This is a genomic window from Lysobacter sp. 05T417 (assembly GCF_056396405.1).
This window is the reverse complement of the sequence record NZ_JBFTLK010000004.1, coordinates 267,477-290,177: the sequence shown is the minus strand read 5'-3', so window position 1 is coordinate 290,177 and position 22,701 is coordinate 267,477. Positions and strand designations below refer to the sequence as shown.

At 67.0% G+C, this 22,701-nt stretch carries 18 protein-coding genes and 1 riboswitch; of the genes, 7 read left to right on the top strand and 11 right to left on the bottom strand.

Features of this window, described 5'->3' with window-relative positions:
- Positions 1 to 39 precede the first annotated feature (39 nt).
- Entirely contained in the window at positions 40 to 411 is a 372-nt protein-coding gene (locus AC1DER_RS09130; RefSeq protein ID WP_477244533.1) for a BON domain-containing protein, read from the bottom strand.
- Positions 412 to 661: 250 nt separating this feature from the next.
- On the opposite strand from AC1DER_RS09130, the gene AC1DER_RS09125 reads away from it, so the two are divergent.
- A complete protein-coding gene (locus tag AC1DER_RS09125; RefSeq protein ID WP_477244531.1) occupies positions 662 to 1,777 on the top strand; it encodes a serine hydrolase domain-containing protein in 1,116 nt (371 codons plus the stop codon).
- Positions 1,778 to 1,824: 47 nt separating this feature from the next.
- Positions 1,825 to 2,181: a 6-carboxytetrahydropterin synthase QueD gene (gene queD, locus AC1DER_RS09120; RefSeq protein ID WP_477244529.1), complete on the top strand. Its 357-nt coding sequence runs from the start codon at positions 1,825 to 1,827 to the stop codon at positions 2,179 to 2,181.
- 6 nt (positions 2,182 to 2,187) lie between these two features.
- Here queD and AC1DER_RS09115 read toward each other — a convergent pair whose 3' ends face one another.
- Positions 2,188 to 4,509 (bottom strand): patatin-like phospholipase family protein, encoded by a 2,322-nt coding sequence (locus AC1DER_RS09115; protein ID WP_477244527.1) that lies wholly within the window; start codon positions 4,507 to 4,509, stop codon positions 2,188 to 2,190.
- Positions 4,510 to 4,902: 393 nt separating this feature from the next.
- Between AC1DER_RS09115 and AC1DER_RS09110 the strand changes: the two genes are divergently transcribed.
- Entirely contained in the window at positions 4,903 to 5,313 is a 411-nt protein-coding gene (locus tag AC1DER_RS09110) for a phasin family protein (RefSeq protein ID WP_441816578.1), read from the top strand.
- A 251-nt stretch (positions 5,314 to 5,564) separates the two neighbouring features.
- Here the strand turns inward: AC1DER_RS09110 and AC1DER_RS09105 are convergent, their stop codons facing one another.
- From AC1DER_RS09105 to bioD, 3 genes are all read right to left on the bottom strand, one after another.
- Complete coding sequence (locus tag AC1DER_RS09105; protein WP_441816577.1) at positions 5,565 to 8,738, bottom strand: multidrug efflux RND transporter permease subunit; 3,174 nt, start codon at positions 8,736 to 8,738, stop codon at positions 5,565 to 5,567.
- A gap of 9 nt (positions 8,739 to 8,747) precedes the next feature.
- A complete protein-coding gene (locus tag AC1DER_RS09100) occupies positions 8,748 to 9,938 on the bottom strand; it encodes an efflux RND transporter periplasmic adaptor subunit (protein ID WP_441816576.1) in 1,191 nt (396 codons plus the stop codon).
- Positions 9,939 to 10,085: 147 nt separating this feature from the next.
- Entirely contained in the window at positions 10,086 to 10,814 is a 729-nt protein-coding gene (gene bioD / locus AC1DER_RS09095) for a dethiobiotin synthase (protein WP_477244524.1), read from the bottom strand.
- A gap of 54 nt (positions 10,815 to 10,868) precedes the next feature.
- On the opposite strand from bioD, the gene AC1DER_RS09090 reads away from it, so the two are divergent.
- The 3 genes from AC1DER_RS09090 to btuB all read left to right on the top strand — a co-directional run bounded on the left by AC1DER_RS09090 (position 10,869) and on the right by btuB (position 14,245).
- Entirely contained in the window at positions 10,869 to 11,354 is a 486-nt protein-coding gene (locus AC1DER_RS09090) for a GAF domain-containing protein (protein ID WP_441816574.1), read from the top strand.
- Positions 11,351 to 11,740, top strand: a complete 390-nt coding sequence (locus AC1DER_RS09085; RefSeq protein WP_441816573.1) for a TfoX/Sxy family protein — start codon at positions 11,351 to 11,353, stop codon at positions 11,738 to 11,740. The genes AC1DER_RS09090 and AC1DER_RS09085 overlap by 4 nt, the downstream gene beginning before the upstream one ends.
- 243 nt (positions 11,741 to 11,983) lie before the next feature.
- A riboswitch (cobalamin riboswitch) is annotated at positions 11,984 to 12,202 on the top strand.
- A gap of 162 nt (positions 12,203 to 12,364) precedes the next feature.
- The gene (gene btuB, locus AC1DER_RS09080; protein WP_477244522.1) at positions 12,365 to 14,245 is read left to right on the top strand and encodes a TonB-dependent vitamin B12 receptor; all 1,881 of its coding nucleotides are present in this window, start codon (positions 12,365 to 12,367) and stop codon (positions 14,243 to 14,245) included.
- Positions 14,246 to 14,364: 119 nt separating this feature from the next.
- Here the strand turns inward: btuB and AC1DER_RS09075 are convergent, their stop codons facing one another.
- Positions 14,365 to 15,579 carry an NAD(P)/FAD-dependent oxidoreductase gene (locus AC1DER_RS09075; RefSeq protein ID WP_477244520.1) on the bottom strand — a complete coding sequence of 405 codons (1,215 nt, stop codon included), beginning with the start codon at positions 15,577 to 15,579 and terminating at the stop codon, positions 14,365 to 14,367.
- Entirely contained in the window at positions 15,580 to 16,200 is a 621-nt protein-coding gene (locus tag AC1DER_RS09070; RefSeq protein ID WP_477244518.1) for a ferritin-like domain-containing protein, read from the bottom strand. It abuts the gene before it with no gap.
- 251 nt (positions 16,201 to 16,451) lie between these two features.
- Between AC1DER_RS09070 and AC1DER_RS09065 the strand changes: the two genes are divergently transcribed.
- Positions 16,452 to 17,561: an aromatic ring-hydroxylating oxygenase subunit alpha gene (locus tag AC1DER_RS09065; RefSeq protein ID WP_477244516.1), complete on the top strand. Its 1,110-nt coding sequence runs from the start codon at positions 16,452 to 16,454 to the stop codon at positions 17,559 to 17,561.
- Between the two features lie 56 nt (positions 17,562 to 17,617).
- Here the strand turns inward: AC1DER_RS09065 and AC1DER_RS09060 are convergent, their stop codons facing one another.
- The 4 genes from AC1DER_RS09060 to AC1DER_RS09045 are packed head-to-tail and all read right to left on the bottom strand — an operon-like array spanning position 17,618 to position 22,685.
- Positions 17,618 to 18,325, bottom strand: coding sequence for a DUF998 domain-containing protein (locus tag AC1DER_RS09060; RefSeq protein WP_477244514.1), 708 nt, complete (start codon positions 18,323 to 18,325; stop codon positions 17,618 to 17,620).
- A gap of 45 nt (positions 18,326 to 18,370) precedes the next feature.
- Positions 18,371 to 19,891, bottom strand: coding sequence for a phytoene desaturase family protein (locus tag AC1DER_RS09055; RefSeq protein WP_477244512.1), 1,521 nt, complete (start codon positions 19,889 to 19,891; stop codon positions 18,371 to 18,373).
- Between the two features lie 17 nt (positions 19,892 to 19,908).
- Positions 19,909 to 21,489, bottom strand: coding sequence for a phytoene desaturase family protein (locus tag AC1DER_RS09050; protein ID WP_477244510.1), 1,581 nt, complete (start codon positions 21,487 to 21,489; stop codon positions 19,909 to 19,911).
- Complete coding sequence (locus AC1DER_RS09045; RefSeq protein WP_441816565.1) at positions 21,489 to 22,685, bottom strand: aminomethyl transferase family protein; 1,197 nt, start codon at positions 22,683 to 22,685, stop codon at positions 21,489 to 21,491. Before AC1DER_RS09045 ends, AC1DER_RS09050 begins: the two co-directional genes overlap by 1 nt.
- Positions 22,686 to 22,701 lie beyond the last annotated feature (16 nt).

Sequence of the window (22,701 nt, the reverse complement as noted above, 5' to 3'; positions counted from 1 at the left end):
AGAGGGGCAGCGCGTTGCGGTCGTCGCGCAACTTCACTTCTACTTCTTGGCGACCTTCAACGCGGAGGCATCGACGCTCTTGACGCCCTTGATTCCCTTGGCGACCGTGACCGCCTTGTCGGCACTGGCCTTGCTGTCGACGGTGCCGGCCAGGGACACCCTGCCGTTCACCGTTTCAACATCGATCGTCGTGCCCGGCACATTCGACGTCGCCATCAGGTCCGTCTTGACCTTGGTGGTGATCCAGGTATCACTGGCGGCCTGCGACGCATCGCCTTCCTCGGCTTCCATCGTCTTGTCCTGGGCCAGTGCCTGCATCGGCATGGCCGCTGCAAACAGCAGCGACGCAGCCACGATCACTGACAGCTTCGACTTCATCGTCGACTTCATCGTCTTGGACTTCATCCTCATGCGTTCCTCCCGCTTTGGTGTGGGGCCAGTGTGGAAATCGGCGCGTACCGTCGCGTGAAGACATCGATAGCCGCACGTTGACGCTCGGGTGGGGTTCATCGATGCGAGCGTCGCGTGCACAGCGTCGGCATGCAACGTCATGGAACGCCACGTTGCGCTGGCGAACCTCCCTGGCGTGACCAATGCCATGGTCGAGCCGTGCCCGAGCGGTTCAAGATGTCGCCACTGCGCCCGGATCGAGCCGACCACCATGCCTCTGCCCCGTATTGCCCTTTTTGCACTGCTCTACCCCGCAGCGTTCGCTGCATCGGCGGCCGATGCCTGCCTGGCCCAGGCCGCGTCTTCGCTCGACGCCGCCGCCCTCAAGGGACAGATCGTGGTATCGACGCTGGCGCCCGATGGCGCACGCGACACGCGCGTGCTGGCGGCGCCCACGGCAACGCCACTGAAAGGCGACGAAGGCTTCCGCATCGCCAGCGTGACCAAGACCTACGTCGCCGCCACCGCGCTGCGACTGCACGAAGCCGGCAAGCTCGACCTGCGCAGCACCATCGATCGCTACCTTCCGCAGCCCTGGCTCGACCAGCTCAAGAGCGATGGCTACGACCCCGGCGCGATGACCGTGCGGCAGTTGCTCAGCCACACCTCCGGGCTGGCCGATCACGCCCAGGCGCCGCAGTTCATCGCCGCGGTCAAGGCCAACCCCAGCACGAAATGGACGCCGGCGGAGGATGTCGCGCACCTGGTGGAGTGGACGCAGCCGGTCGGCAAGCCGGGCGAGAAGTATTCGTACTCCGACACCGGCTACATCCTGCTCGGCACGATCATCGAGCGCGTCAGCGGCCAGTCGCTGCCGAAAGCGGTGCGCAGCCAGCTCGCATTGGACAAGCGTGGCCTTCCCGATACCTGGTGGGAGCGCGCCGAGTCCGCCAGGGGCCGGACGCGTGCACATCAGTTCTTCGAGGGCGACGACACCTACGACTGGGATCCGTCGATGGACCTGTTCGGCGGCGGCGGCATCGTCGCCACGCCGGCCGACATGGCGACCTTCTTCGAGGCACTGCTGGCCGGCCGGGTGTTCAAGGACAGCGCCACGCTGGCGCTGATGCAGTCGCCGGTGGGCCTGCCCGCCGACAGCCCCTACCGCCTGGGCCTGCTCACCTACACCTTCGACGGCGTCGGTGCGACGGGCCACTCCGGGTTCTGGGGCACGCTGGTGGTGCGCGAACCGGTCTCGGGCCGGACCATCGCCGGAGCGGTCACCCGCCGCGAGGAGTTCGACCAGCTCAAGGCACTGGTTGGCCGCTATGTCGGCGCGGCCAATGCCGCGGCCCGCGCCGGCGCCAAGGCCGGCTGCGGCAGTTGACCGCGCCCGCGGTCCGGCCCGGGGGCGCTGCGGAGTAAACTGGCGCCATGAAGATATTCAAGGCTTTCACCCTCGAGGCCGCGCACCGCCTGCCGAACGTGCCGCCGGGGCACAAATGCGCGCGCCTGCACGGGCACAGTTTCCGCATCGAGATCCACGTCGAGGGCGAGATCGACCCGCATGCGGGCTGGGTAATGGATTTCGGCGACGTCAAGGCGGCCTTCCAGCCGCTCTACGACCGCCTCGACCACCACTACCTCAACGACATCGACGGCCTCGACAATCCGACCAGCGAGCGCCTGGCCGTGTGGATCTGGGATCACCTCAAGCCGTCGCTGCCGCTGCTGTCGGAGATCGTCGTGCACGAGACCTGCACGTCGGGCTGCCGTTACCGCGGCAGCTGACCGGCGCTACTTCACCGTCGGACGCAACAGCGAGCCGAAGGTCAGGTACCACGAGCTCTCGCCGTCGTCGTTGCCGCCATAGGCCAGGAACATCGGCCCCAGCGGCGTGCTGAAACCGATGAAAAGGCTGCCGGCGAGGATCAGATCGTCGGCATCGACCTCGTCCTTGCTCCGCCAGACATTGCCCGTCTCCAGACTGGCGCCGACGTACATCGGCAGCGAGAACAGGCGGCTGGTGTTGCCGGTGCGCCGGTACAGGACAGCGCGCGCCAGCGCGGTCTGGTTGCCGAACAGTGCGCGCTCGTCGAAACCCGAGAGGTTGAGGAAGCCGCCCAGGAAGCCCTGGGTCTCGAAGAAGGTGTCGTCCTCGAGCGCACTGCTCGTACGCGCGCCCAGCAGCAGGTGGTAACGGCCCCACGCATGGGCCCAGTCCACCGTCGCCCGTGCCACGTTGCCCTCGATGTTGGCCCCCAGCACGTCGTAGTAGGTCTCCAGGTCGACGCTGACGCGCGTGCCCTTCGTCGGGAAGTTGATGTTGTCGAGCGTGTCCCAGGTGGCGTTGTAGTCGACGCCGGCGAAACTCTCGTCGCCACCCTTGAAGTCGTTGGGATTGCCGATCAGCAGATCGGCCTCGTCGCGGCCGCGCACGAGCTGGGCGGATACGCGCCACTCCGGTTGCGGCGAATAGCCCGCCTCAAGGGCGGCCTCGCGACGGTTGATGCGGAATTCCGCCAGCTGGTTGCCGTTGAGCCACAGCGGCAGCGACTCGTTGCGGAATTCGATCGACGGCTTCAGGTAGAACTCGCCGGTCTCGCCGAAGGGCTGGTAGAACTCCGACAACAGGCCGGTGATGCGACCCAGGCGCGCCACGTTGCGCCATTCCGCACCGAGGCTGTTGATGTTGTTGAAGGTCAGCTCGGCCGAGACCATGTAGCTGCTGCGGCCGTTGAAGTTGTCGTCGAGCTGGAAGCCGAGCTTGCCGAACGCGCGCCACGGCTTGTCGACGGGGATGATCTCCAGGCCGAGTTCGCCATCGTGCTGGGCCAGGCGGTAGTCGATCTGCTGGAAGCGGCCGTCGCCATAGGCAGTGCCGATGTCCTTCTCGACCTCGTCGACGTCGAACGGCTTGGCCAGGTTGTCGGCGACGGCGCGCTCCACCTGGCGATTGGCCGATGGCGAATTGCCCTTGCTGACGTCGAGGAACTTCACCAGCCCCACGTCGAAGTTGCGTTGTCGCTGGTTGGCACGGTAGGCGGCGTAGGTCTTCTCGTCGACCGCCATCGTGCGCAGTTGCGGCAGCATGGCTTCGGCCGCGCGCTCGCCGATCGCGATCGCTTCGGCGCCGCGGTTGAATTCCGATGCGGTGATGTCGCCCAGCTCGGGCCGGATCAGCACGTCCTGGTCGCCGAGCGTGGCCAGCTGCGCGCGTACCTTCTCGGCCATCAGCGCGGAGATCATCTGGTCCATGATCGCCAGCGGATTGGTCAGGGTCGCCTCGGTGTGCAGCGGCGAACCGACGTCGACCACGATCAGGCGTTGCGCGCCCATCTTGCGGACCACGTCGACCGGCACGTTGTCGGCCATGCCGCCATCGACGAGCAGGCGGTCGCCGATGCGAACCGGCGCGAACGCGCCCGGCACGGACATGCTCGAGCGGATCGCGAGCGCCAGGTCACCGTCGTCGAACACGACCTTGTCGCCGGTGATGATGTCGGCGGCGACGGCGCGGAACGGCACCGGCAGCTCGTCAAAGCTCTTCACGTCCCAGGTCGAGAGCGTCAGCCGGCGCAGCAGCATCAACAGCTTCTGCCCCTGCACGATGCCGACCGGCAGCACCACGCGGCCTTCGGCGTAGCCGATCTCCAGGTCGAGCAGGTAGCGGAAGTCGGCGTCCTTGCGGCGCATCGGCTGGCCGGCGCGCGGCGGGTCGTCGACGAACATGTCGGCCCAGTCGATGGTCTCGATCAGGGTTTCCATTTCCGCCGGGGTGTAGCCGGTCGCATACAGGCCACCCACGATCGATCCCATGCTGGTGCCGGCGACCTTGCACACCGGGATGCGCTCGCGCTCCAGGACCTTGAGGACGCCGACGTGGGCCGAACCGCGGGCGCCACCGCCGCCCAGGACCAGGCCGACGCAGGGGAGATCGGCAGGCTGGGCCGGCTGCGGGGTGGTGGGCTGCGCGGTGGGCTGCGCGGTGGGCTGCTGGGTTGGCTGCTGGGCAGCGGCCGCGAGCGGGAGGGCCAGCACGGCGAGGACGGCCAGACGGCCGATACCGGCCCGGAACAGGCGCGGGAAGCGGGATCCGGGGACAGCGCCTCCAGTCACGGCGGCTCCAGGCAGGGCGGCTCCAGGCAGGGCGGCACCAGGCAGGGGGGTTCCAGGCATGGGGTCTGGGATCATCGTTTGGTCATCCTGGAGGCCCATCATCCTTGTTCCGGCGCATTCAGACCGTGACAGAAGGGCCCTGTCGGTCGTGTGACGCGGTTCTGGCCCCAGTTCTGGCCCCAGTTATGGCCCCAGTTATGGCCCCAGTTATGGCCCCAGTTCCGGCCCGCGGTGTGGATGGATTCTGGCAGCCGGTCCGGGCATCCCGCCACGGTTTTGACCGCCGCCTGAACCCTCCGTTCCAGCCATGTTGCACTGCAACACAATCTGGATTATGCTGCACCGCACAATCCGAACTCCCTCCCCGGATTGATCCACCTAACGGAGTCAACCATGTACCAGCCGTTCAACGAGCAATTTGCCGCCGCGACGCGCCAGTTCGCGGAGACCGCCGCGCAGGTGAACCGCCTCGCCCTCGACAACGCCGAGGCCGTGTTCGGCCTGCAGCTTGCCGCGATCGAAGAGCGCGTCAACGCGACCTTCGCCTTCCTCGGCGAAGCCGCCGAAGTGCGCGATTTCGACAGCGCCAAGTCGCTGCTGCCGAAGGGCGTGCAGGTCGCCCGCGAGAATCTCGAGCGCAGCGTCAGCACCGGCCAGGAAGTTTTCGGCCGTTCGCTCAAGACGCACGGTGCGATCACCGAGCTGGCCAAGGCCCAGTTCGAGTCCGCCGCCAAGGGCGTGCAGACCTCGGTGCAGACCAGCGTCGACAACACCCTCAAGGCTGCCGGCAAGGCTGCCAAGTAAGTCCAAGCAAGTCGAAACAGGCGCCTCTCTCCAGGCCAACTGATTTCTATTCTCTCTCCCCGCCAACCCCTCCCGGCGGTGGTATGGAAGCCCGGCAGCGAAAGCTGTCGGGTTTTTTCTTTTGCGCGGCCTGGGACGACGTCGCGGCCTGGGGCGACGTCCGTGGATTCCAGCCTTCGCGCGAATGACTGACTCCGGAAACAAACAGCCCGCCGAATGGCGGGCTGTTTGCGTTCGGACGCGAGCGGCGATCAGGTCGCCGGTCGCGGCACCGGTTCTTCGTCTTCGTCGTGGACCAGCACCGGCTTCTCGTCGAGCTTGTCGCCCAGCACGCGCCGGACCGCGACGTAGAACACCGGGATCAGCAGCAGGCCCAGGAATGTGGCGAAGATCATGCCGCCGATCACGCCCGTGCCGATCGCGTGGCGCGAGTTGGCGCCGGCGCCGCTGGAAATCGCCAGCGGGAACACGCCCATGATGAAGGCGAACGAGGTCATCAGGATCGGACGCAGGCGCAGGTGCGCCGCCTCGATCGTGGCCTCGCGCAGCGTCTTGCCATGCTGGCGCTGCTCGATCGCGAACTCCACGATCAGGATCGCGTTCTTGGCGGCAAGGCCAATCACCGTGATCAGGCCGATCTTGAAGTAGATGTCGTTGGGCAGGCCGCGCATCAGCGAGAACAGCACCGCACCCAGCGCACCCAGCGGCACCACCAGCAGCACCGCCACCGGCACCGACCAGCTTTCGTACAACGCCGCCAGGCACAGGAACACCACCAGGATCGACAGCGCCAGCAGCGCCGGCGCCTGGTTGCCCGAGAGGATTTCCTGGTACGACTGGCCGGTCCAGTCGTAACCGAAGCCTTCCGGCAGGTCTTCCTCGACGATGTTCTGCATCTCCTTCATCGCCTCGCCCGAGCTGTGGCCCGGTGCCTGCGAACCGACGATCTCCACCGCCGAGTAACCGTTGTAGCGGGTCAGCGACGGCGAGGCGGTGATCCAGTGGCTCTTGACCACGTTCGACAACGGGATCATCGCGCCATTGGGATCGGTGTCGTCGGCGTCGCCGTCGGGGCTGGGCGTGTAGAAGTTCGCCAGCGAACCCGGACCGGTGCGGTACGGCGCATCGGCCTGCATTGTCACGCGCTTGACGCGGCCGGAGTCGACGAAGTCGTTGACGTACACCGGCGCCAGCATCAGCTGGATCGAGTTGTAGATGTCCGACACCGACAGGCCCATCGACTGCGCCTGCACGCGGTCGACGTCGAGCTTGAGCTGCGGCGACTCCTCGAGCTGGTTGGGACGCACCGCGGTCAGCGCCGGGTTCTGGTTGGCCTTGCCCAGCAGCGTGTTGCGCGCCTCGGCCAACGCCTCCCGGCCCTTACCACTACGGTCCTGCAGGTACATGTCGAAGCCGCCGAACTGGCCCAGGCCGCTGACCGTGGGCAAGTTGATCACGAAGATCTGCGCGTCGCGGATGCCATACAGCGCCATGTTGGCGTTCTGGATGAACTCGCTTGCGGTGACCTTGCGCTCGTCCCAGGGCTTGAGGCGGATGAAGGCGATGCCGACGTTCTCGCCCTGGCCGACGAAGCTGAAGCCCGAGACTTGGAAGATGCCGTCGAAGCCTTCCTGCTTCTGCATGGTCTCGCGGACCTGGTCGAGCACCGTATTGGTGCGCGTGATCGACGCGCCCGGCGGCAGGCCGATCAGGGCGATCGCATAGCCCTGGTCTTCCTCCGGCAGGAAGCTGCCCGGCATGCGCGTGAACAGGAAGCCGCACAGCACCACCAGCAGCCCGAACACCATCATCCAGCGCGGTGTGTGCTTGATCGCGCCGCCGATATGGCCGATGTAGGTGCGGCTGACCTTGTCGTACAGCTTGTTGAAGTTTCGGAAGATGAAGTTGTCGCGGTGGTGGTCGGCGGTGGGCTTGAGCAGCGTCGCGCACAGCGCCGGGGTGAAGCCCAGCGCCAGGAACGCCGAGAAGAACATCGCCATGGCGATGGTGATGGCGAACTGCTTGTAGATTTCACCGGCCGAACCGCCCTGGAACGCCGACGGGATGAACACCGCCGCCAGCACCACGGTGATCGCCACGACCGCGCCGCTGATCTGGCTCATCGACTTGCGCGTGGCCGCCTTCGGCGACAGGCCCTCCTCGGTCATGATGCGTTCGACGTTCTCGATCACCACGATCGCGTCGTCGACCACGATGCCGATCGCCAGCACCATGCCGAACAGACTGAGCTGGTTGATCGTGAAGCCGATGAAGTACATGCCCAGGAACGTGCCGAGCAGTGCGATCGGGATCACCAGCGTCGGGATCAGCGTCGCCCGGAAGTTCTGCAGGAAGATCAGCATCACCAGGAACACCAGCACGATCGCTTCGCCCAGGGTCTTGATCACTTCCTTGATCGAGACCGAGACGAAGGTCGAGCTGTCGTACGGCGAGAACCAGTTCACGCCCGGCGGGAAGGTACTCTGCAGTTCCTCCATGCGCGCATAGACTGCCTTGGCCACGCCCAGCGCGTTGGCGCCCGGCGCCAGCTGGATGGCGAAGCCGGCGGCCGGCTTGCCGTCCCAGCGGCTGTCGAAGCCGTAGGACGTCGCGCCCAGGCCGATGCGTGCCACGTCACGCAGGCGCACGCTGGTGCCGTCGGTGTTGGTGCGCAGGATGATGTTGCCGAACTGCTCGGGCGTGCTGAAGCGGCCCTCGGCCGACACCGTCGCGGTGAACGCCTGTCCGGCCGGAGCCGGATCGGCGCCGATCTTGCCGGCCGCGAACTGCACGTTCTGGCCGCGCACGGCGGTCAGCACCTGCGTCGCCGACAGGCCGAAGCCACGCAGCTTGTCCGGGTTCAGCCAGATGTTCATGGCGTATTCGCTGCCGAACAGCTGGGTGCTGCCCACGCCCGGTACGCGCGCGATCTGGTCGAGCACGCGCGAGCCGATGATGTCGCTGAGGCTGTCGCGGTCGTAGGTCTCGCTGTCGGCGCGCAGCGCCACCACCATCAGGAAGCCGGCGTTGGCCTTGGCCACCACCACGCCCTGCTGGTTCACTTCGGTCGGCAGTCGCGGCGTTGCCAGTGCGACCTTGTTCTGCACCTGCACCTGGGCGATGTCCGGGTCGGTGCCCGGTGCGAACGTCAGGGTGATGTTGGAACCGCCGCTCGAACTCGACGAGGAGTTGAAGTAGACGAGGTTGTCGATGCCGGTCAGCTGCTGCTCGATCACCTGGGTGACCGCGCCTTCAGCCGTCTCGGCGCTCGCGCCCGGGTACGACGCCGACACGGTGACCTGCGGCGGGGCGATGCTCGGGTACGACTCGACGCCGAGGTTGGCGATCGCCAGCACGCCGCATAGCGAAATCAGGATCGCGATGACCCAGGCGAATACCGGGTGGTTGATGAAGAATCTGGACATGGCTGGGGGTCAGTCCTTGTTTGCCTGCGCCTCGGCGGCAGGCTTGGCGTCGGGCTTGGCGCCCTGGTCGGGCTTGCCATCGGCGGCGACCGGTGCGGCCTTGGCCGGCTGGCCCGGCGTTGCGCGCTGGATGCCGGAGACGATGACCTGGTCGCCAGCGGCCAGGCCCGTGCTCACGACCCAGCTGTCGCCCTGCAGGCGATCGGTAACGACGTCCTTGCGCGCGACCTTGCCGTCGCCGCCGACGACGAGCACGTAGGCGCTCTTGGCGTCGCGCAGCAGGCCGACCTGCGGCACGAGGTAGGCATTGGCCTGCTCGCCGAGCGTCGCCTTCAGCGTCACATAGGTACCGGGCAGCAGGTTCTTGTCCGGGTTGGGGATGCGCGCGCGCATCGCGATCGCGCCGGTGGCCGGATCGACCACGTCGCCGGAGAAGTCCATCGTGCCGGTGCGCTGGTAGGTGCTGCCGTCGGGCAGGACGATCTGGACCTCGCCCTGGCCGGTGCCGGCGCCGGTGCGGGCGCGACGGATCTGCTCGAGCTCGGTGACGCTGACCGAGAAGTTCACATACAGCGGATCGATCTGGTCGACGGTGGTCAGCAGCGTCGCCGTGTCCTGGCCGACCAGTGCGCCTTCGGTGACCTGCTGCTTGCCGGCGCGGCCGCTGATCGGCGCGCGCACGGTGGCGTAGCCCAGGTTGATGCGGGCATCGGCGAGCGCGGCCTTGGCCTGCTTCACTGCAGCTGCGGAGCTGCGCTCGGCGGCCAGGGCGTTGTCGAGGTCGGATTGCGAGACGAACTTCTGCGGCGCAAGGCGACGGGCGCGGTCAGCGGCTGACTTGGCGTTGGCGTAGCTCGCCTCCGCCGCCGCGAGCGCGGCCTGGGACTGGCCGGTCGATGCCTGCAGCTGGTCGGGATCGATCTGAAACAGCACCTGCCCCGCCTTCACGTCGGTGCCTTCGGCATACAGGCGCTGCTTGAGCACGCCCGGCACGCGGGCGCGCACGTCGGCGCTGCGGAACGGCGCGAGGCGACCGACAAGATCCTTCTGCAACGGCACGTTGCCGGGCTGCAGCTTGACTACGCCGACTTCCGGAGGAGGCATGCCGCCCCCCTGTGCCTGATCCTTGCCGCCACCACAGGCGGAGAGTGCGAGGGCCAACGCGGCGGCCAGTGCCACCGAGCGCGGGTTCTTGACCATGGGGGAGGACTCCGGTTCCGTCATGTACGAGCGATGATGCTCAGATTGGTTTAATTCCTATACCGCCCAGTCTAGCATTCTGAGTTTTCTGCCAACCCCCCAGAAGTCACACAGAGGGGAATCACGCCGGATCAGGCACAAGCCGGCTCAGCAGATTCCAGGCTGGATGCCAGGCTGGATGCCAGACAGGTCCAGCAAATGGGCCAGTTCGGCGGGATCGGGCCCGGGCCGATCGCAGAATGGCAGGCGACCCCAACAAGGTATCGGCAGGCGCTGCCGCAGCAGCGTGAAGTTGTCGTCCGCGCGCGCCATGTGCGGATCGATGTCGTTGCCGATCCATCCGGCCAGCTGCAAACCATCGGCAGCGATCGCACGCGCAGTCAGGCGCGCGTGATTGATGCAACCCAGGCGCAGGCCGACGACCATCACCACCGGCAGTTTCAGCGCGCGCACCAGGTCGGCCTGGTCGAGCGTGGCCGACAACGGCGCAGCCCAGCCACCCACGCCTTCCACGACGACGGCATCGGCCATCGCCGCCAGCCGCGCGTGCGCATCGAGGATCGGTTCCAGTCGCACCGTCACGCCGGCATCGGCGGCGGCCAGTTCCGGCGCCAGCGGCTGCAACAGTGCATAGGGGTTTACGTCGTCGTAGTCCGGCCGCGGCGCACTGGCCGCCTGCAGCAGCAACGCATCCTCGTTGCGCAGGCCATCGCAGGTGACCTCGCAGCCGCTCGCCAGCGGCTTCATCCCGACCGCGCGCAGGCCGCGCCCGCGCAATGCGTGCAGCAAGGTCGCGCTGGCCAGGGACTTGCCGATGCCGGTATCGGTGCCGGTAATGAACCAGCCCGCGCATTCATGGGACGTAGCGTCGCTCATGGCCGGCACCCGGGCCTGACATGCACGCTGGTAGACTGCGGGAAAGAGGCGCTTATGTTCACCAGCGAAAGTCTAAGCGGGCCCAAGCCCGAACAGTACGCACAGTTGCTCGAGCAGGCGCGCGCCCTCGTGCATGGCGAGCGCGACCGTGTCGCCAATGCCGCGAACCTTTCGGCGCTGGTCTACAACTCGCTGCCGGGCCTGAACTGGGTCGGTTTCTACCTCTACGACGGCACCGAACTGGTGGTCGGCCCCTTCCAGGGCTTGCCCGCCTGCATCCGGATTCCGCTCGACAAGGGGGTGTGCGGGGCTGCCGCGACCACCCGCCAGACCCAGCGGATCGCCGACGTCCACGCCTTCCCTGGCCACATTGCGTGCGATTCTGCGTCTAACTCCGAACTGGTCGTGCCACTTGTGGGGGGGGATGGCCAGCTGATCGGCGTGTTCGATCTGGACAGCCCGCACTTCGACCGCTTCGACGCCGACGACCAGCGCGGCCTGGAGGCGATTGCCCAGGCCTTCGTGGAGTCGCTGGCATGAATACCGCAAAAAACGCCGCAAACAGCACCGACAAGATGCGCAACATCGGGCCCAAGTCCGCGGCCTGGCTGCGCCAGGTGGGATTGCGCACGCGCGAGGACCTGGCCGGAGTGGGCACGGTGGAGGCGTTCATGCGGGTCAAGCGCGCCGGCTTCAAACCGACCTTGAACCTGCTGTACGCCATCGAGGGCGCGCTGCAGGACTGCCATTGGCAGGAAGTCTCCGACGAACGCCGCGCCGAGCTGATTGCCGCCACCGAAGCCGCAATCGCCCTGCTGCCGCCACCGCGCTACCGCCCACCGGCGGGACCGGTGACCACGACCCAGATCGCCGAAGAGACGATGGAGATGCCGTCGCTGCTGGACGAGCCCGCCGAGCGGGATTGAGGCAGGGCAACGTCCCTCCCCGCCTTCGCGGGGATGACATCAAATCGAAGACCGGGCAACGAATTGCCGAAGCGGCGTCCGCCGGGTCGGGGATTGCGAAGCAGTGGGCCATGGATGGCCCACGCCCGGCATAGAGACAGGATGTCGTCTGCCGGGCGTAGCAATCCCCGGCCCGGCGGACGCCGCCCATGCGAAGCCCCCGCATCACGAGAGGACATTTGGGCAGCGGGGAACATATCGCGTAGACTGCGCCCGCTTCGAGGTGACCCGGCGGCGTCTGCCGGCGGGTTGAAACGGGAAGCCGGTGACGTCCCCGCAGGGATCATTCCGGCACTGCCCCCGCAACGGTAAGCGAGTACAAGCGCTGCATCCGCCACTGTGCATGACACGGGAAGGCGCGGCGCCGGAGAGCACATGCCTCCACTCGCGAGTCCGGAGACCGGCCTGGAAGCAGGGTCACGCGCCTGTACACGACAGTACGGCCGGGCCCACCCCTGGTTGCGATGCGGAGGGCATCGCGGCGGCGACGTTGGCGCCGTGCGCCCACACCGCAGCCCCGTGCACTCTCCTCGCGACGTCCCCAGTTGCCCGTCACGGCACGAGCCGTGCGTTGGAGAAATATCGATGCAATTGCGTACCCCGATGTCGATGGCCGTGCACCTCGCTGTCGCGTGCCTGTTCGCCGCGCCCGCGCTCGCCCAGGCGCAGGACACCGCCGGCGCCACCGACCTGGACCAGGTCATCGTCACCGCCAACCGCACCGCGGTCAGCGTCAACGACGCACTGGCGCCGGTGGAAGTCATCGACGCCGAACAGATCCGCGCCAGCCAGGCGCGCTCGCTGCCCGACCTGCTGCGCGGCCGCGCCGGCATCTCGATGTCGAACCAGGGCGGCGACGGCAAGCTGACCACGCTGTTCCTGCGCGGCGCCGAATCCGATCACGTGCTGGTGCTTGTCGACGGTATCCGCGTCGGCTCGGCCACCTCCGGCCTGACCGCGTTCCAGGACCTGCCGATCGAGATGATCGACCGCGTCGAGATCGTCCGTGGCCCGCGCTCGAGCCTGTACGGCGCCGACGCCATCGGCGGCGTGATCCAGGTGTTCACCCGCCGCGACAAGCATGCATTCGCCCCGCGCGTGCGCTTCGACGGCGGCAGCAACGACACCCTCGGCTATGGCGTCGGCTTCGGCGGAGGCAACGACCGTGGCTGGTTCGGCGCCGACTACCAGCACACGCGCACCGGCGGCATCAACGCCTGCAACGGCTTCTTCGACCCGGCCACGTTCGACGGCGCCGGTTGCTTCATCGCCCTCGACTCCCAGCCCGACCGCGACGGCTATGAGAAGGACGCCCTGTCGCTGCGCGGTGGAATCAACCTCGGCGAGCAGTGGACGCTGGAAGGCCATGCCCTGCGCAACGAAGGCGACAACGAGTTCGACGGCGACTTCACCGACCGCGCCGAAACCGTGCAGCAGGTCATCGGCGGCAAGGTGCGCTGGCACCCGTCCGACCGCGTCGACGTGCACCTGACCGCCGGCCGCAACGTCGACTCGTCCGACAACTTCCTCGGCGACACCTACCTCGATTTCTTCAGCACCAACCGTGACAGCGCCACGCTGCAGGGCGACTTCGGCCTCGCCGCCAACCAGCTCGTCAGCGTCGGCCTGGACTGGCTCAACGACAGCGTCGAGGGCACCACCCGCTACGACGAGGACGAGCGCGACAACAAGGCAGCCTTCGTGCAGTACCAGGGCAAGTTCGGCGCGCAGTCGCTGGAGGCCAGCGTGCGCCACGACGACAACGAGCAGTTCGGTGGCCACACCACCGGCGGCGCGGCATGGGGCCTGGTGTTCGCCGACAGCTGGCGCGTCACTGCTGGCTACGGCAGTGCGTTCAAGGCGCCGACGTTCAACGAGTTGTACTACCCGTTCTTCGGCAACCCCAACCTGCGCCCGGAAGACTCGGAGACCTGGGAGCTTGGCGTGGCCTATCTGGGTAACGGTTTCAACGTGCACCTCGATACCTTCAGCACCGACGTCGACGATCTGATCGCGTTCGATGCGGCGATCAATCTTCCCAACAACGTCGAGAAGGCGCGCATGCAGGGTGCGGAGCTGTCGGCCGACACGACGATCGCGGACTGGACGATCAATGGTGCAATCAGTTTCCTCGACACCGAGAATCGTCGTGGGTTCTATGAGGGCAACGATCTGGCCCGTCGCGCCAAGAACAGTGCTCGCCTGGATGTCGATCGCGCTTTTGGTGATTTCCGTGTTGGCCTGACTGCGGTGGGCGAAGGTTCGCGCTACGACGATGTCGCCAACACGCGTCGTCTCGGCGGCTACGGCACGCTCGATCTGCGCGCCGAGTACGCGCTTACCCGCGATCTGACGCTGCAGGCACGGGTGGCCAACGTGTTCGACCGTGATTACGAGACGGTGGCGTTCTACAACCAGCCGGGTCGCGAGTGGTTCCTGACGCTGCGCTATGCGCCGATGAACTGAGGCGGCTTCTGCGTTTGATGTGATGGAAGGGCCCGGCGGGATGCCGGGTCCCTCTTTTTGGCTGTCGCTGACGGGTTTGTGGCTGTCGTCGGGGTGGCGCCGTCCGCCCGGGTGGGGAGTCAATGCATGCGCTCGAACGAGAACAGTTGCGACAGGGGATGACGTTTCTTCCTGATCGCGGCGCGGATCAGGTCTCGACCGACCATCGAGTAGGTGATGCCGTTTCCACCGTAGGCCATCGCGAACAGGACGCGTGTGCCCCATTGCGGATGCGGGCCCATGAAGGGCAGGCCGTCCTTGGTCTCGGCGAAGGTGCCGGCCCAGGAGAAGGCAGGAATCAATGGCTGCAGATGTGGAAGCAGGGCGGCGAGTTTCTCCAACAGCTTGCGTGACTTCTTGCCCAGCCGGCTGTCCCGCCGGGCCGGGATGTCGACGGCGTCGTCCTCGCCGCCCACGATCACGCGGTAGTCGGGCGTGGTGCGCAGGTAGAGATACGGTCTGGCGGTTTCCCACATGACGGTGCGTCGGAGCGGCTCCAGCACCGATGGATCGAAGGGGTCCGAGATGAATGCATAGCTGCTGCGGTTGCTGGCGTAACGTCGCTTGAGCCAGTTCTGGGAAGCGTAGCCGGCGGCGATAACGACGTGCCCGGCGCGAACGCGCTGGCCGCCTGCGGTGATCAGCTCGACCTTGCGGGCGGAAGGGATGACCGCTGCCACGCAGGTGCGATCGAATACCTGCGCGCCCTCGCCCTGCAGCGCGCGGAACAATCGAAGCGTCAGCCGGTACGGGTCGATGCTGGCTGCCGGCGTGCTGACTATCGCCGCCGGCGCGCGGAAGCCATGACGCTCCTGCAGTTCGTCCGGTCCGAGCCATTCGACGTCGAACCCGTGCCCGGCACGAAGTTCGAACTCGTCGCGAAGCGCTCGCGCGTGCCAGGCACGGCTGGCGTAGTACACGCTCTTCACGCGCTGGAAGCCGACATCGCGGATCCGGCGCGACAATGCTTCCAGGCCGCCGATGGTTTCGGCGCAGGCCCGGTACGACTTGAGCGCTTCGTCCATTCCGTACTGGCGGGCCAGGTCGCCCAGGGTCACATCGCTCTCGTACTGCAGCAGCGCGGTGCTTGCCGCGGTGCTGCCCCAGCCGATGTCGCGCTGCTCGAGGACGACCACCTCGTGTCCGTCCTCGACCAGGGCATCGGCGATCAGGGCGGCGGTGATGCCGCCACCGATGATCGCCACGTCACAACGGGTGTCGGCCTGCAGGCGCGGAAATGCATGCATCAGGCCGCTGTTGACGGCCCAGTACGGGTATCCGCTCTTGAGGTCCAATCAGTGCTTCTTCGGCATCGATTCGCGCGCCTTCTCGGCACGCGCCGCGCCAATGGCGGTCTCGACCTGCTTGACCTCTTCCGGCGGCGGCAGCACCGCGGGGATGCCGAGCGACTGCAGCCACAACTCCCGGCTCCAGCCCTTGGTGTGATACAGGTGGTGGTCTTCGTCTTTCTCCACGGCCTCGTATGCCTGCTTGAGCACGCTCGCCAGGTTGCCGGTGGTGTGTTCGGCGATCTGTCCGATCAGCTCCCAGTTGTGGTGATCCTTGGTTTCGGCCAGCACCACGCATTCGGTCGCCACCAGTTCGGCCGCGGTGGGGGTGCCGTTCTTGCGCGCCATGGTCATCGCCTCGACCAGCGACTTGCCGATGTGGCCGACAACCTCGCGACCGGGTGTCTTTGTATCGGGATCCAGGCCCAGGGCTTCGAAGACGTTGAGCAGGACCTTGCGATGGGTCCTGGTCTCGGACAGGTATCCCTGCCATTCCTCGCGCAGGTCTTCGTTGACCGCGCAGGCGATGGCGGTTTCGTAGATCTGGATGCCGCCCAGCTCGGTCTCCAGCGCCTGAAACAGCAGTTCGTTGACCTGGTCCTGTTCTATCGTTGCTTTCCTGGCCATTGCCGGGACTCCACTGACTGATTTGAGGGAGACCCACGTGTAGACACCGCGGCGTTAACCGGACGTGGAAAATTCGGTGGGCGCCTTCGACATCCGCCCATCCGTCGAAGTGAATGGCGTCGTCACGAATGCGACTGGAAGCGTTCGCTGTGCGCACGGAAGGGCCCGCATTGACACCGTCGCCAGCCGCGGGAAAGTATGTGTCGGGGAAGCAGTCCGGGCCGCCAGGCCCGCGCATCAGGGCGAGGCGAATGAATCCATCCGTTGCAGAGCTGGTTGGGCAGTACGATCCGACGTTGCCGCTGGAAGAGGCCTCGACCATTCCGGCGTCGTGGTACGTCGATGAGCGCATCAGCGAGCGCGAGCGGCGTACCACGTTCTCGCGCTCCTGGCAGATGGCCGCGCGCCTGGACCAGTTGCGCGAACCCGGCCAGTACGTCACCTGCGAGATCGCGGGCGAACCCATCCTGGTCGTGCGCGGCAGCGACGGCGAGCTGCGCGGTTTCTTCAATGTCTGCCGCCACCATGCCGCGGCGGTGATGACCGAGCCTTCCGGCTGCGCGCAGAACCTGCGCTGCCCGTACCACGGCTGGACCTACACGCTGGAGGGCGCGCTCAAGGGCACGCCGAGCTTCAACAGCGAATGCCACTTCGACCGCTCGCAGCATGGTCTGGCGCCTGTCGCCACCGCGGTCTGGGAGAACTGGGTGTTCGTGCGGCTGGATGCGCAGGGGCCAAGCCTGGAGGAGTTCCTCGGTGCCGACCTGATCGCGCAGATCCGCCCACTGCAGCTGTCGAAGCTGCATTTCTTCGAACGCCGCCATTACCTGTTCGACTGCAACTGGAAGGTATTCGTCGACAATTACCTCGATGGCGGCTACCACGTCCCGCACCTGCACAAGGGCCTGGACAGCGTGCTGGACTACAAGAACTACACCATCGAAAACGGCGGCCGCTTCTGCCTGCAGTCCAGTCCACTGACCACGGCCAAGGCGCAGGAGGACTACGCCGCCGTGCGCAAGGGCGATCGCGCGCTCTACTACTGGATGCACCCGAACCTGATGATCAACTGGTACGAGGGCATGATGGACACCAACCTCGTGCTGCCGCTGGGCGTGGACAAGACCGAGGTGATCTTCGACTTCTGGTTCGACGATGTGTCCGAGGCGGCCCATGCGCGCAATCGCGCCAGTGTCGATGTTGGCCAGCAGATCCAGGACGAGGACATGGCGATCTGCAAGTCGGTGCAGCGCGGGTTGCACTCGCGCGCGTACTCGACCGGACGGCTGTCGGTGCGGCGCGAAGCCGGTGAGCATCTGTTCCATCGGTTGCTGCATGAGGATCTGAGCGCGGGCGACTGAACCCTCACAGGAGCAAAGTCGCCGGGACCCGCCTTCGCGGGGATGGCGAGCCGCTTCTATTGCGGAAATGGCGGCCGTTCCTGCACCGGCTGCAACCGCACCCGTTGTTCTTGGCGCAGCCACGATGCGGCAAACCCGAGCCACAGCAGGATCATCGAGATCACGGTCTTCTGCCGCAGGCCCTCCGGCAGGCCGTGCCACAACGCATAGATCCACAATGCGATGAAGGTCGCCACGGCCCACGGCAGCGCCCATGCCACGTGGATGCGCCAGGCCTGGTCGTAGTGGAAGCGCCAGGACTGCACCATCATCGCCAGCGTCACGCACAGGAACGTGGTCAGCGCGGCGATCCGGTGCAACTGGTTTTCCTGGCCATGGTCCAGGCCCGGGAGGTCGGTTTCGGAGATCGCGGTCACCGCCAGCGCCACGCCGGCCACGGTCAGCAGGAGCACCGGCACCGCGCTGCGCGCCTGCGGCTGCAGGTTCCGGTACAGGCCTGCGCCGAGCAGGACCAGGGCCGCGCTCAGCGTGTAATAGGCCATCCGCAGCCATCCGCCGTAGGGACCCTTGAGGTAGGCGCTGAGCGGATCGTGGCGCCAGTCCAGGTCGGTGCGCAGCCACTGCAGCACGAGGCAGGTTGCCAGGAACACCAGCACGGCGACAAGGCAGATCAGCCCCGAGCGGTGCCGCACCACGCCGTCGAGGAAGCCGCTTCGCGCCAGCTTCCCCTGGACTGCCGCACCGACGGAAACCGGCGCCTTCATGACTGTGCCAACGAGGCGGCCGCAGCGTCGCGGCCACCTGCGACTTTACGCGCCTGGCTTGACCTTCAACACCGCCTGCGCGGCATTGCGTCCGGCCGCGCCGCTGATGCCGCCGCCGCCATGGCTGCCGCTGCCGCACAGGTAGAGGCCATCGACCGGCGTGGCATGGTTCGACCAGCCCGGCAGCGGGCGCATGAAGAACATCTGGTCGAGGATGAGCTGGCCATGGTTGAGGTCGCCCTCGCTCAGGCCGTATTGCTGCTCCAGGTCGGCCGGCGTGATCGTGCGCACTTCGCGGATCGAAGCCTCCAGCGCCGGGAAGTGCTCGGCCACGCTGGCGATCGCGGTGCGCGCGACGATCTCGCGGGCTTCGTCCCAGCCGATGCCGCGCAGCTTGTACGGCGCGGATTGCACGTGGATCGAGACGACCTTGCCGTCCGTGGTGACTTCCAGGTACGGATGCGCCGAGAGCTCGCCGTACTTGGCCGCGTCGTAGGCGCGCTCGAGGAACTTCAGGGTCGGCGCCACGGCCAGCGTGCCTGATGGCAGGCTGTGGTTGCCGTTGGTCAGGAGGTGCACCTTGGCGACGGCGCCGCGCATCTTGATCGACTGCACCTGCCAGACGAAGTCCGGCGGCAGTTCCGGCGCGCCGACCAGGCCCAGCAGCGTGCGGCGCGGGTCGGCGGCCGACAGCACCGTGGTCGCGGCGATCTCTTCGCCATTGGCCAGTCGCACGCCGGACACGCGCAGCGAGTCGACCAGGATGCGGTCGACGCCGGTACCCGTGCGCAGTTCGCCACCGGCCGCCTTCAACGCAGCCACCAGCGCTTGGGCAACCTTGCCGCTGCCGCCGGCCACCTGGCGATGGGCAAGGCCGCCGCGGTTGAGCCAGTTGTGCATCAGCGTGTAGCCGGTGCCGGCCGACATCGAACCGAGCGTGTGGCCGTGGATGCCGACGGCGGCAATGGCGGACTTGAGCTGCTCCGACTCGAACCACTCTTCGGTGAACTCCACCGTCGACATCGACATCGCCCGGATCACCCGGAACATGTCGCGGCCGCCAAGGCGGCGCAGCGTCCAGGCCAGCTTCGCCAGCGGCCAGCCCTCGGCCATGCCGACGTGCGGCAGGCGCGGCATCGGCGTGCGGTAGGCGGCATCGAGGAAGGCCGCGGCGCGGTCCATGAAGGCGACGAACTCGGGCCAGCGCGCGGCATCGGCGGCGGAGAACTGGCGGATCGATTCGAGCGTCGCGGTGTCGCCGGGCGCGGTCGACAGGTGCAGGCGCCTGCCATCGGCGAGCAGCGACACGTACGGCGCGGCCGCCTCATGACTCACGCCCTGCTTGCCCAGGCCGAGGTCGCTGACGATGTCGGGCCGCAGCTGCGCGCCGGCGTGCAATGGGTCGAATGCGCTGTCGCCGATCGTGTCGGCGGCCAGCTGCCCGCCGGCGGTCCCGCGCTGTTCGAGCACCAGCACTTTCTTGCCGGCCTTGGCCAGGTAGGTCGCCGCGACCAGGCCGTTGTGGCCGGCGCCGACGATGAGGATGTCGTATCGCTGTTTCGTCATGTTGATCGCCATCGCGCTCACTTCCAGTCCTTCAGTACTTCCTGCGCCGCCATCTTGCCGGCCGCGCCCATGACGCCACCGCCCGGGTGCGCGCCGGACGCACCGAAGTAGTAGCCCGGCAGCGGCGTGCGGAAGTCGGCCCACTGCGGCGCCGGGCGAAGGAAGAACAGCTGGTGCAGCAGAAGCTCGCCGTGGAAGATGTTGCCGCCGGTGATGCCGGCGATCTGTTCGATGTCCTTGGGCGTGATCACCTGCTTGCCGACGATCTTGCTGCGGATGTCCGGGGCGTAGCGCTCCAGCGTTGAGATCACGGTCTCGCCGAACGCGTCGCGCTTGGCATCGTCCCAGCCGCCCTCGATGTCGTAGGGCGCGTACTGCACGAAGCACGAGGCGACGTGGTGGCCAGGAGGCGCCATGTCGCGGTCGATCATCGACGGGAAGATCATGTCGATGTACGGCTGCTTGGCGAACTGGCCGTACTTGGCCTCGTCGTAGGCGCGCTCGATGTACTCCATGCTCGGGCTGATCGAGACCGCGCCGCGATGCAGCGGGCCTTCGCCGGGGAGGCAGGTGAAACTGGGCAGTCCGCTGAAGGCGATGTTGACCTTGCCCGAGGAGCCGCGGACGCGGAAGTTCCTGATCTGCTGCACGAATTCGTCGGGCAGATGCTTGCCTTCGACGAACTGCAGGAAGCTGCGCTTCGGGTCGGCTGCGGAAATGACGACCTTGGCGCGCAGTTCGTCGCCGTTGGCCAGGGCGACGCCCGAGGCGCGACCACCGCGTACGACGACCTGCTCGACCGCGGCGTTGGTGCGGATCTCCACGCCCAGCGCGCGCGCCGAGCTGGCGATTGCCTGGGTGACGCCACCGTTGCCGTTCTTGCAGAAGCCCCAGGCGCGGAAGGCGCCGTCGATCTCGCCCATGTAGTGGTGCAGCAGCACGTAGGCGGTGCCCGGCGAATGCGGGCCGAGGAACGTGCCGATGATGCCGCTGGCGGACTTGGTGCCCTTGAGCGGATCGAACTCGAACCAGTCGTTGAGCAGGTCGGCCGCCGACTGGGTGAGCAGCTTGGCGATCTGATAGAGCTCTTTTTCCGACAGGCTCTTGCCGTACTGGCCAAGCTTGAGCAGGCCCTTGAGGTCGCGCAGGCTCAGCGACGACGGATCGGGTGGCACCAGGCCGATGATCGGCTTGATCGCCTTGGCGGCGCGCGCCATCACCCGGCCGTACTCGTCGGAGGCTTCGGCATCGCGCGGTGAATGGCGGTAGAGCTCCTGGCGGGTGAGGTCGTGATCGTCCCACGCAGCCAGGTAGTCGCCGTTGTCCATCGGCGTGACCGTGCTGGGCAGCGGCAGGATCTTCAGGCCGTGCCTGGGCAACTCGAGGTCGCGGATGATCTCCGGCCGCAGCAGGCTGACGACGTAGGAGAACTGGCTGAAGCGATAGCCGGGGAACGGTTCGGCAGTCACCGCGGCGCCGCCGACGACTTCGCGGCGTTCGAGAACGGCCACCTTCTTGCCCGCGCGCGCCAGGTAGGCGGCGGCGATCAGGCCGTTGTGGCCGGCGCCGATGACGACGGCGTCGTACTGGTTGGTCATCACTTCTTCTTCCACTCCGGCTCGTAGAACGGCAGCTTCACCACCTTGCCCGGCGCCTGCAGGCGCTTGTGCTCGACGGTGACTTCCATGGTCAATGCGGTTCCCGGCTCGTAGTACGGGCGCTGCAGGTGCACCAGCGCGATGTACTTCTTCAGCACCGGCGACCAGGTGCTCGTGGAGGCGTAGCCCACTTGCTTGTCGCCCTGCATCATCGGCAGGCTGTCGCGCACCGCCATCGCGGGAATCTGCGGCGGCAGGCCGACGCGGGCGAACAGCGGCTCCATCTTTTCCCAGTCGACCTCGAAACCGACCAGCTTCCACGCAGAGCCTTCGCGCTTCTCGCGCTCGAGCGCGCGGCGGCCGACGAAGTAGCCGGGCTTGTCCAGTTGCACCGCCCAGTCCAGGCCCATCTCCAGCGGCGTCGACTTCTGCCCTTCGATCCAGGCGTGGTTGGCGGCGGTGTAGTCGACGTCGATCATGAACAAGCCGGCTTCCACGCGCGCCATGTCCATCGCGAGAATTCCGCACGGGACGATGCCGTAATCGGCGCCGGCTTCCATCAGCGCGTCCCAGACGTGCAGCGCGTCGGCCTTGTCGATCCAGATCTCGTAGCCGAGGTCGCCGGTGTAGCCGGTGCGCGAAATGGTGACCGGCTTGCCGGCCAGCGTGTTCGCCATCACCTTGAAGTACTTGAGCTTGTCGAGCGTCTTGGCGCAGCAGCGGTTGAGCACCGCGCGTGATTTCGGACCCTGCAGGCTCAGTGCCGCAACCAGTTCGGTGACCTCGGTGATGGTCACGTCCATGCCGACGGCGTTCATCGACAGCCAGCGCAGCGACGGCTCGGCCGAAGTCAGGCGGAAGGTGTCTTCGGCCAGGCGCGAGATCGTGCCGTCGTCGAGCAGCTTGCCCTCCTCGTCGCACCAGCCGGTGTAGCCCACCTGCCCCACCGCCATCTTCTGCACGTCGCGCGGGGTCAGCTTGTGCAGCAGGCGGGCGGCGTCGGGGCCGGTGATGATGTATTTCATCAGCGGCGAGACGTCGATCGCGGCGACGCCGTCGCGGATCGCCCAGTACTCGCGGTCCAGGTGCAGGTCGTAGGAGCCGGCGACGATGTGCCCGGCCCAGCGCCGCCAGTTCTGCGGCAGGCACAGGCGCGAGGTGCGCTCATGGAAGGGCGTGCGTTTGAGTTCCAGCATGGGAGTCCTGCGTGCG

Excerpts from the sequence above, each read along its gene's own strand:
- bioD (WP_477244524.1), bottom strand. The coding sequence starts at position 10,814 with ATGAGCGACGCTACGTCCCATGAATGCGCGGGCTGGTTCATTACCGGC.
- AC1DER_RS09060 (WP_477244514.1), bottom strand. The coding sequence starts at position 18,325 with ATGAAGGCGCCGGTTTCCGTCGGTGCGGCAGTCCAGGGGAAGCTGGCG.
- AC1DER_RS09055 (WP_477244512.1), bottom strand. The coding sequence starts at position 19,891 with ATGACGAAACAGCGATACGACATCCTCATCGTCGGCGCCGGCCACAAC.
- AC1DER_RS09085 (WP_441816573.1), top strand. The coding sequence starts at position 11,351 with ATGAATACCGCAAAAAACGCCGCAAACAGCACCGACAAGATGCGCAAC.
- AC1DER_RS09090 (WP_441816574.1), top strand. The coding sequence starts at position 10,869 with ATGTTCACCAGCGAAAGTCTAAGCGGGCCCAAGCCCGAACAGTACGCA.
- btuB (WP_477244522.1), top strand. The coding sequence starts at position 12,365 with ATGCAATTGCGTACCCCGATGTCGATGGCCGTGCACCTCGCTGTCGCG.
- AC1DER_RS09070 (WP_477244518.1), bottom strand. The coding sequence starts at position 16,200 with ATGGCCAGGAAAGCAACGATAGAACAGGACCAGGTCAACGAACTGCTG.
- AC1DER_RS09125 (WP_477244531.1), top strand. The coding sequence starts at position 662 with ATGCCTCTGCCCCGTATTGCCCTTTTTGCACTGCTCTACCCCGCAGCG.
- AC1DER_RS09110 (WP_441816578.1), top strand. The coding sequence starts at position 4,903 with ATGTACCAGCCGTTCAACGAGCAATTTGCCGCCGCGACGCGCCAGTTC.
- AC1DER_RS09050 (WP_477244510.1), bottom strand. The coding sequence starts at position 21,489 with ATGACCAACCAGTACGACGCCGTCGTCATCGGCGCCGGCCACAACGGC.
- AC1DER_RS09130 (WP_477244533.1), bottom strand. The coding sequence starts at position 411 with ATGAGGATGAAGTCCAAGACGATGAAGTCGACGATGAAGTCGAAGCTG.
- AC1DER_RS09100 (WP_441816576.1), bottom strand. The coding sequence starts at position 9,938 with ATGGTCAAGAACCCGCGCTCGGTGGCACTGGCCGCCGCGTTGGCCCTC.
- AC1DER_RS09065 (WP_477244516.1), top strand. The coding sequence starts at position 16,452 with ATGAATCCATCCGTTGCAGAGCTGGTTGGGCAGTACGATCCGACGTTG.
- AC1DER_RS09045 (WP_441816565.1), bottom strand. The coding sequence starts at position 22,685 with ATGCTGGAACTCAAACGCACGCCCTTCCATGAGCGCACCTCGCGCCTG.
- AC1DER_RS09105 (WP_441816577.1), bottom strand. The coding sequence starts at position 8,738 with ATGTCCAGATTCTTCATCAACCACCCGGTATTCGCCTGGGTCATCGCG.
- queD (WP_477244529.1), top strand. The coding sequence starts at position 1,825 with ATGAAGATATTCAAGGCTTTCACCCTCGAGGCCGCGCACCGCCTGCCG.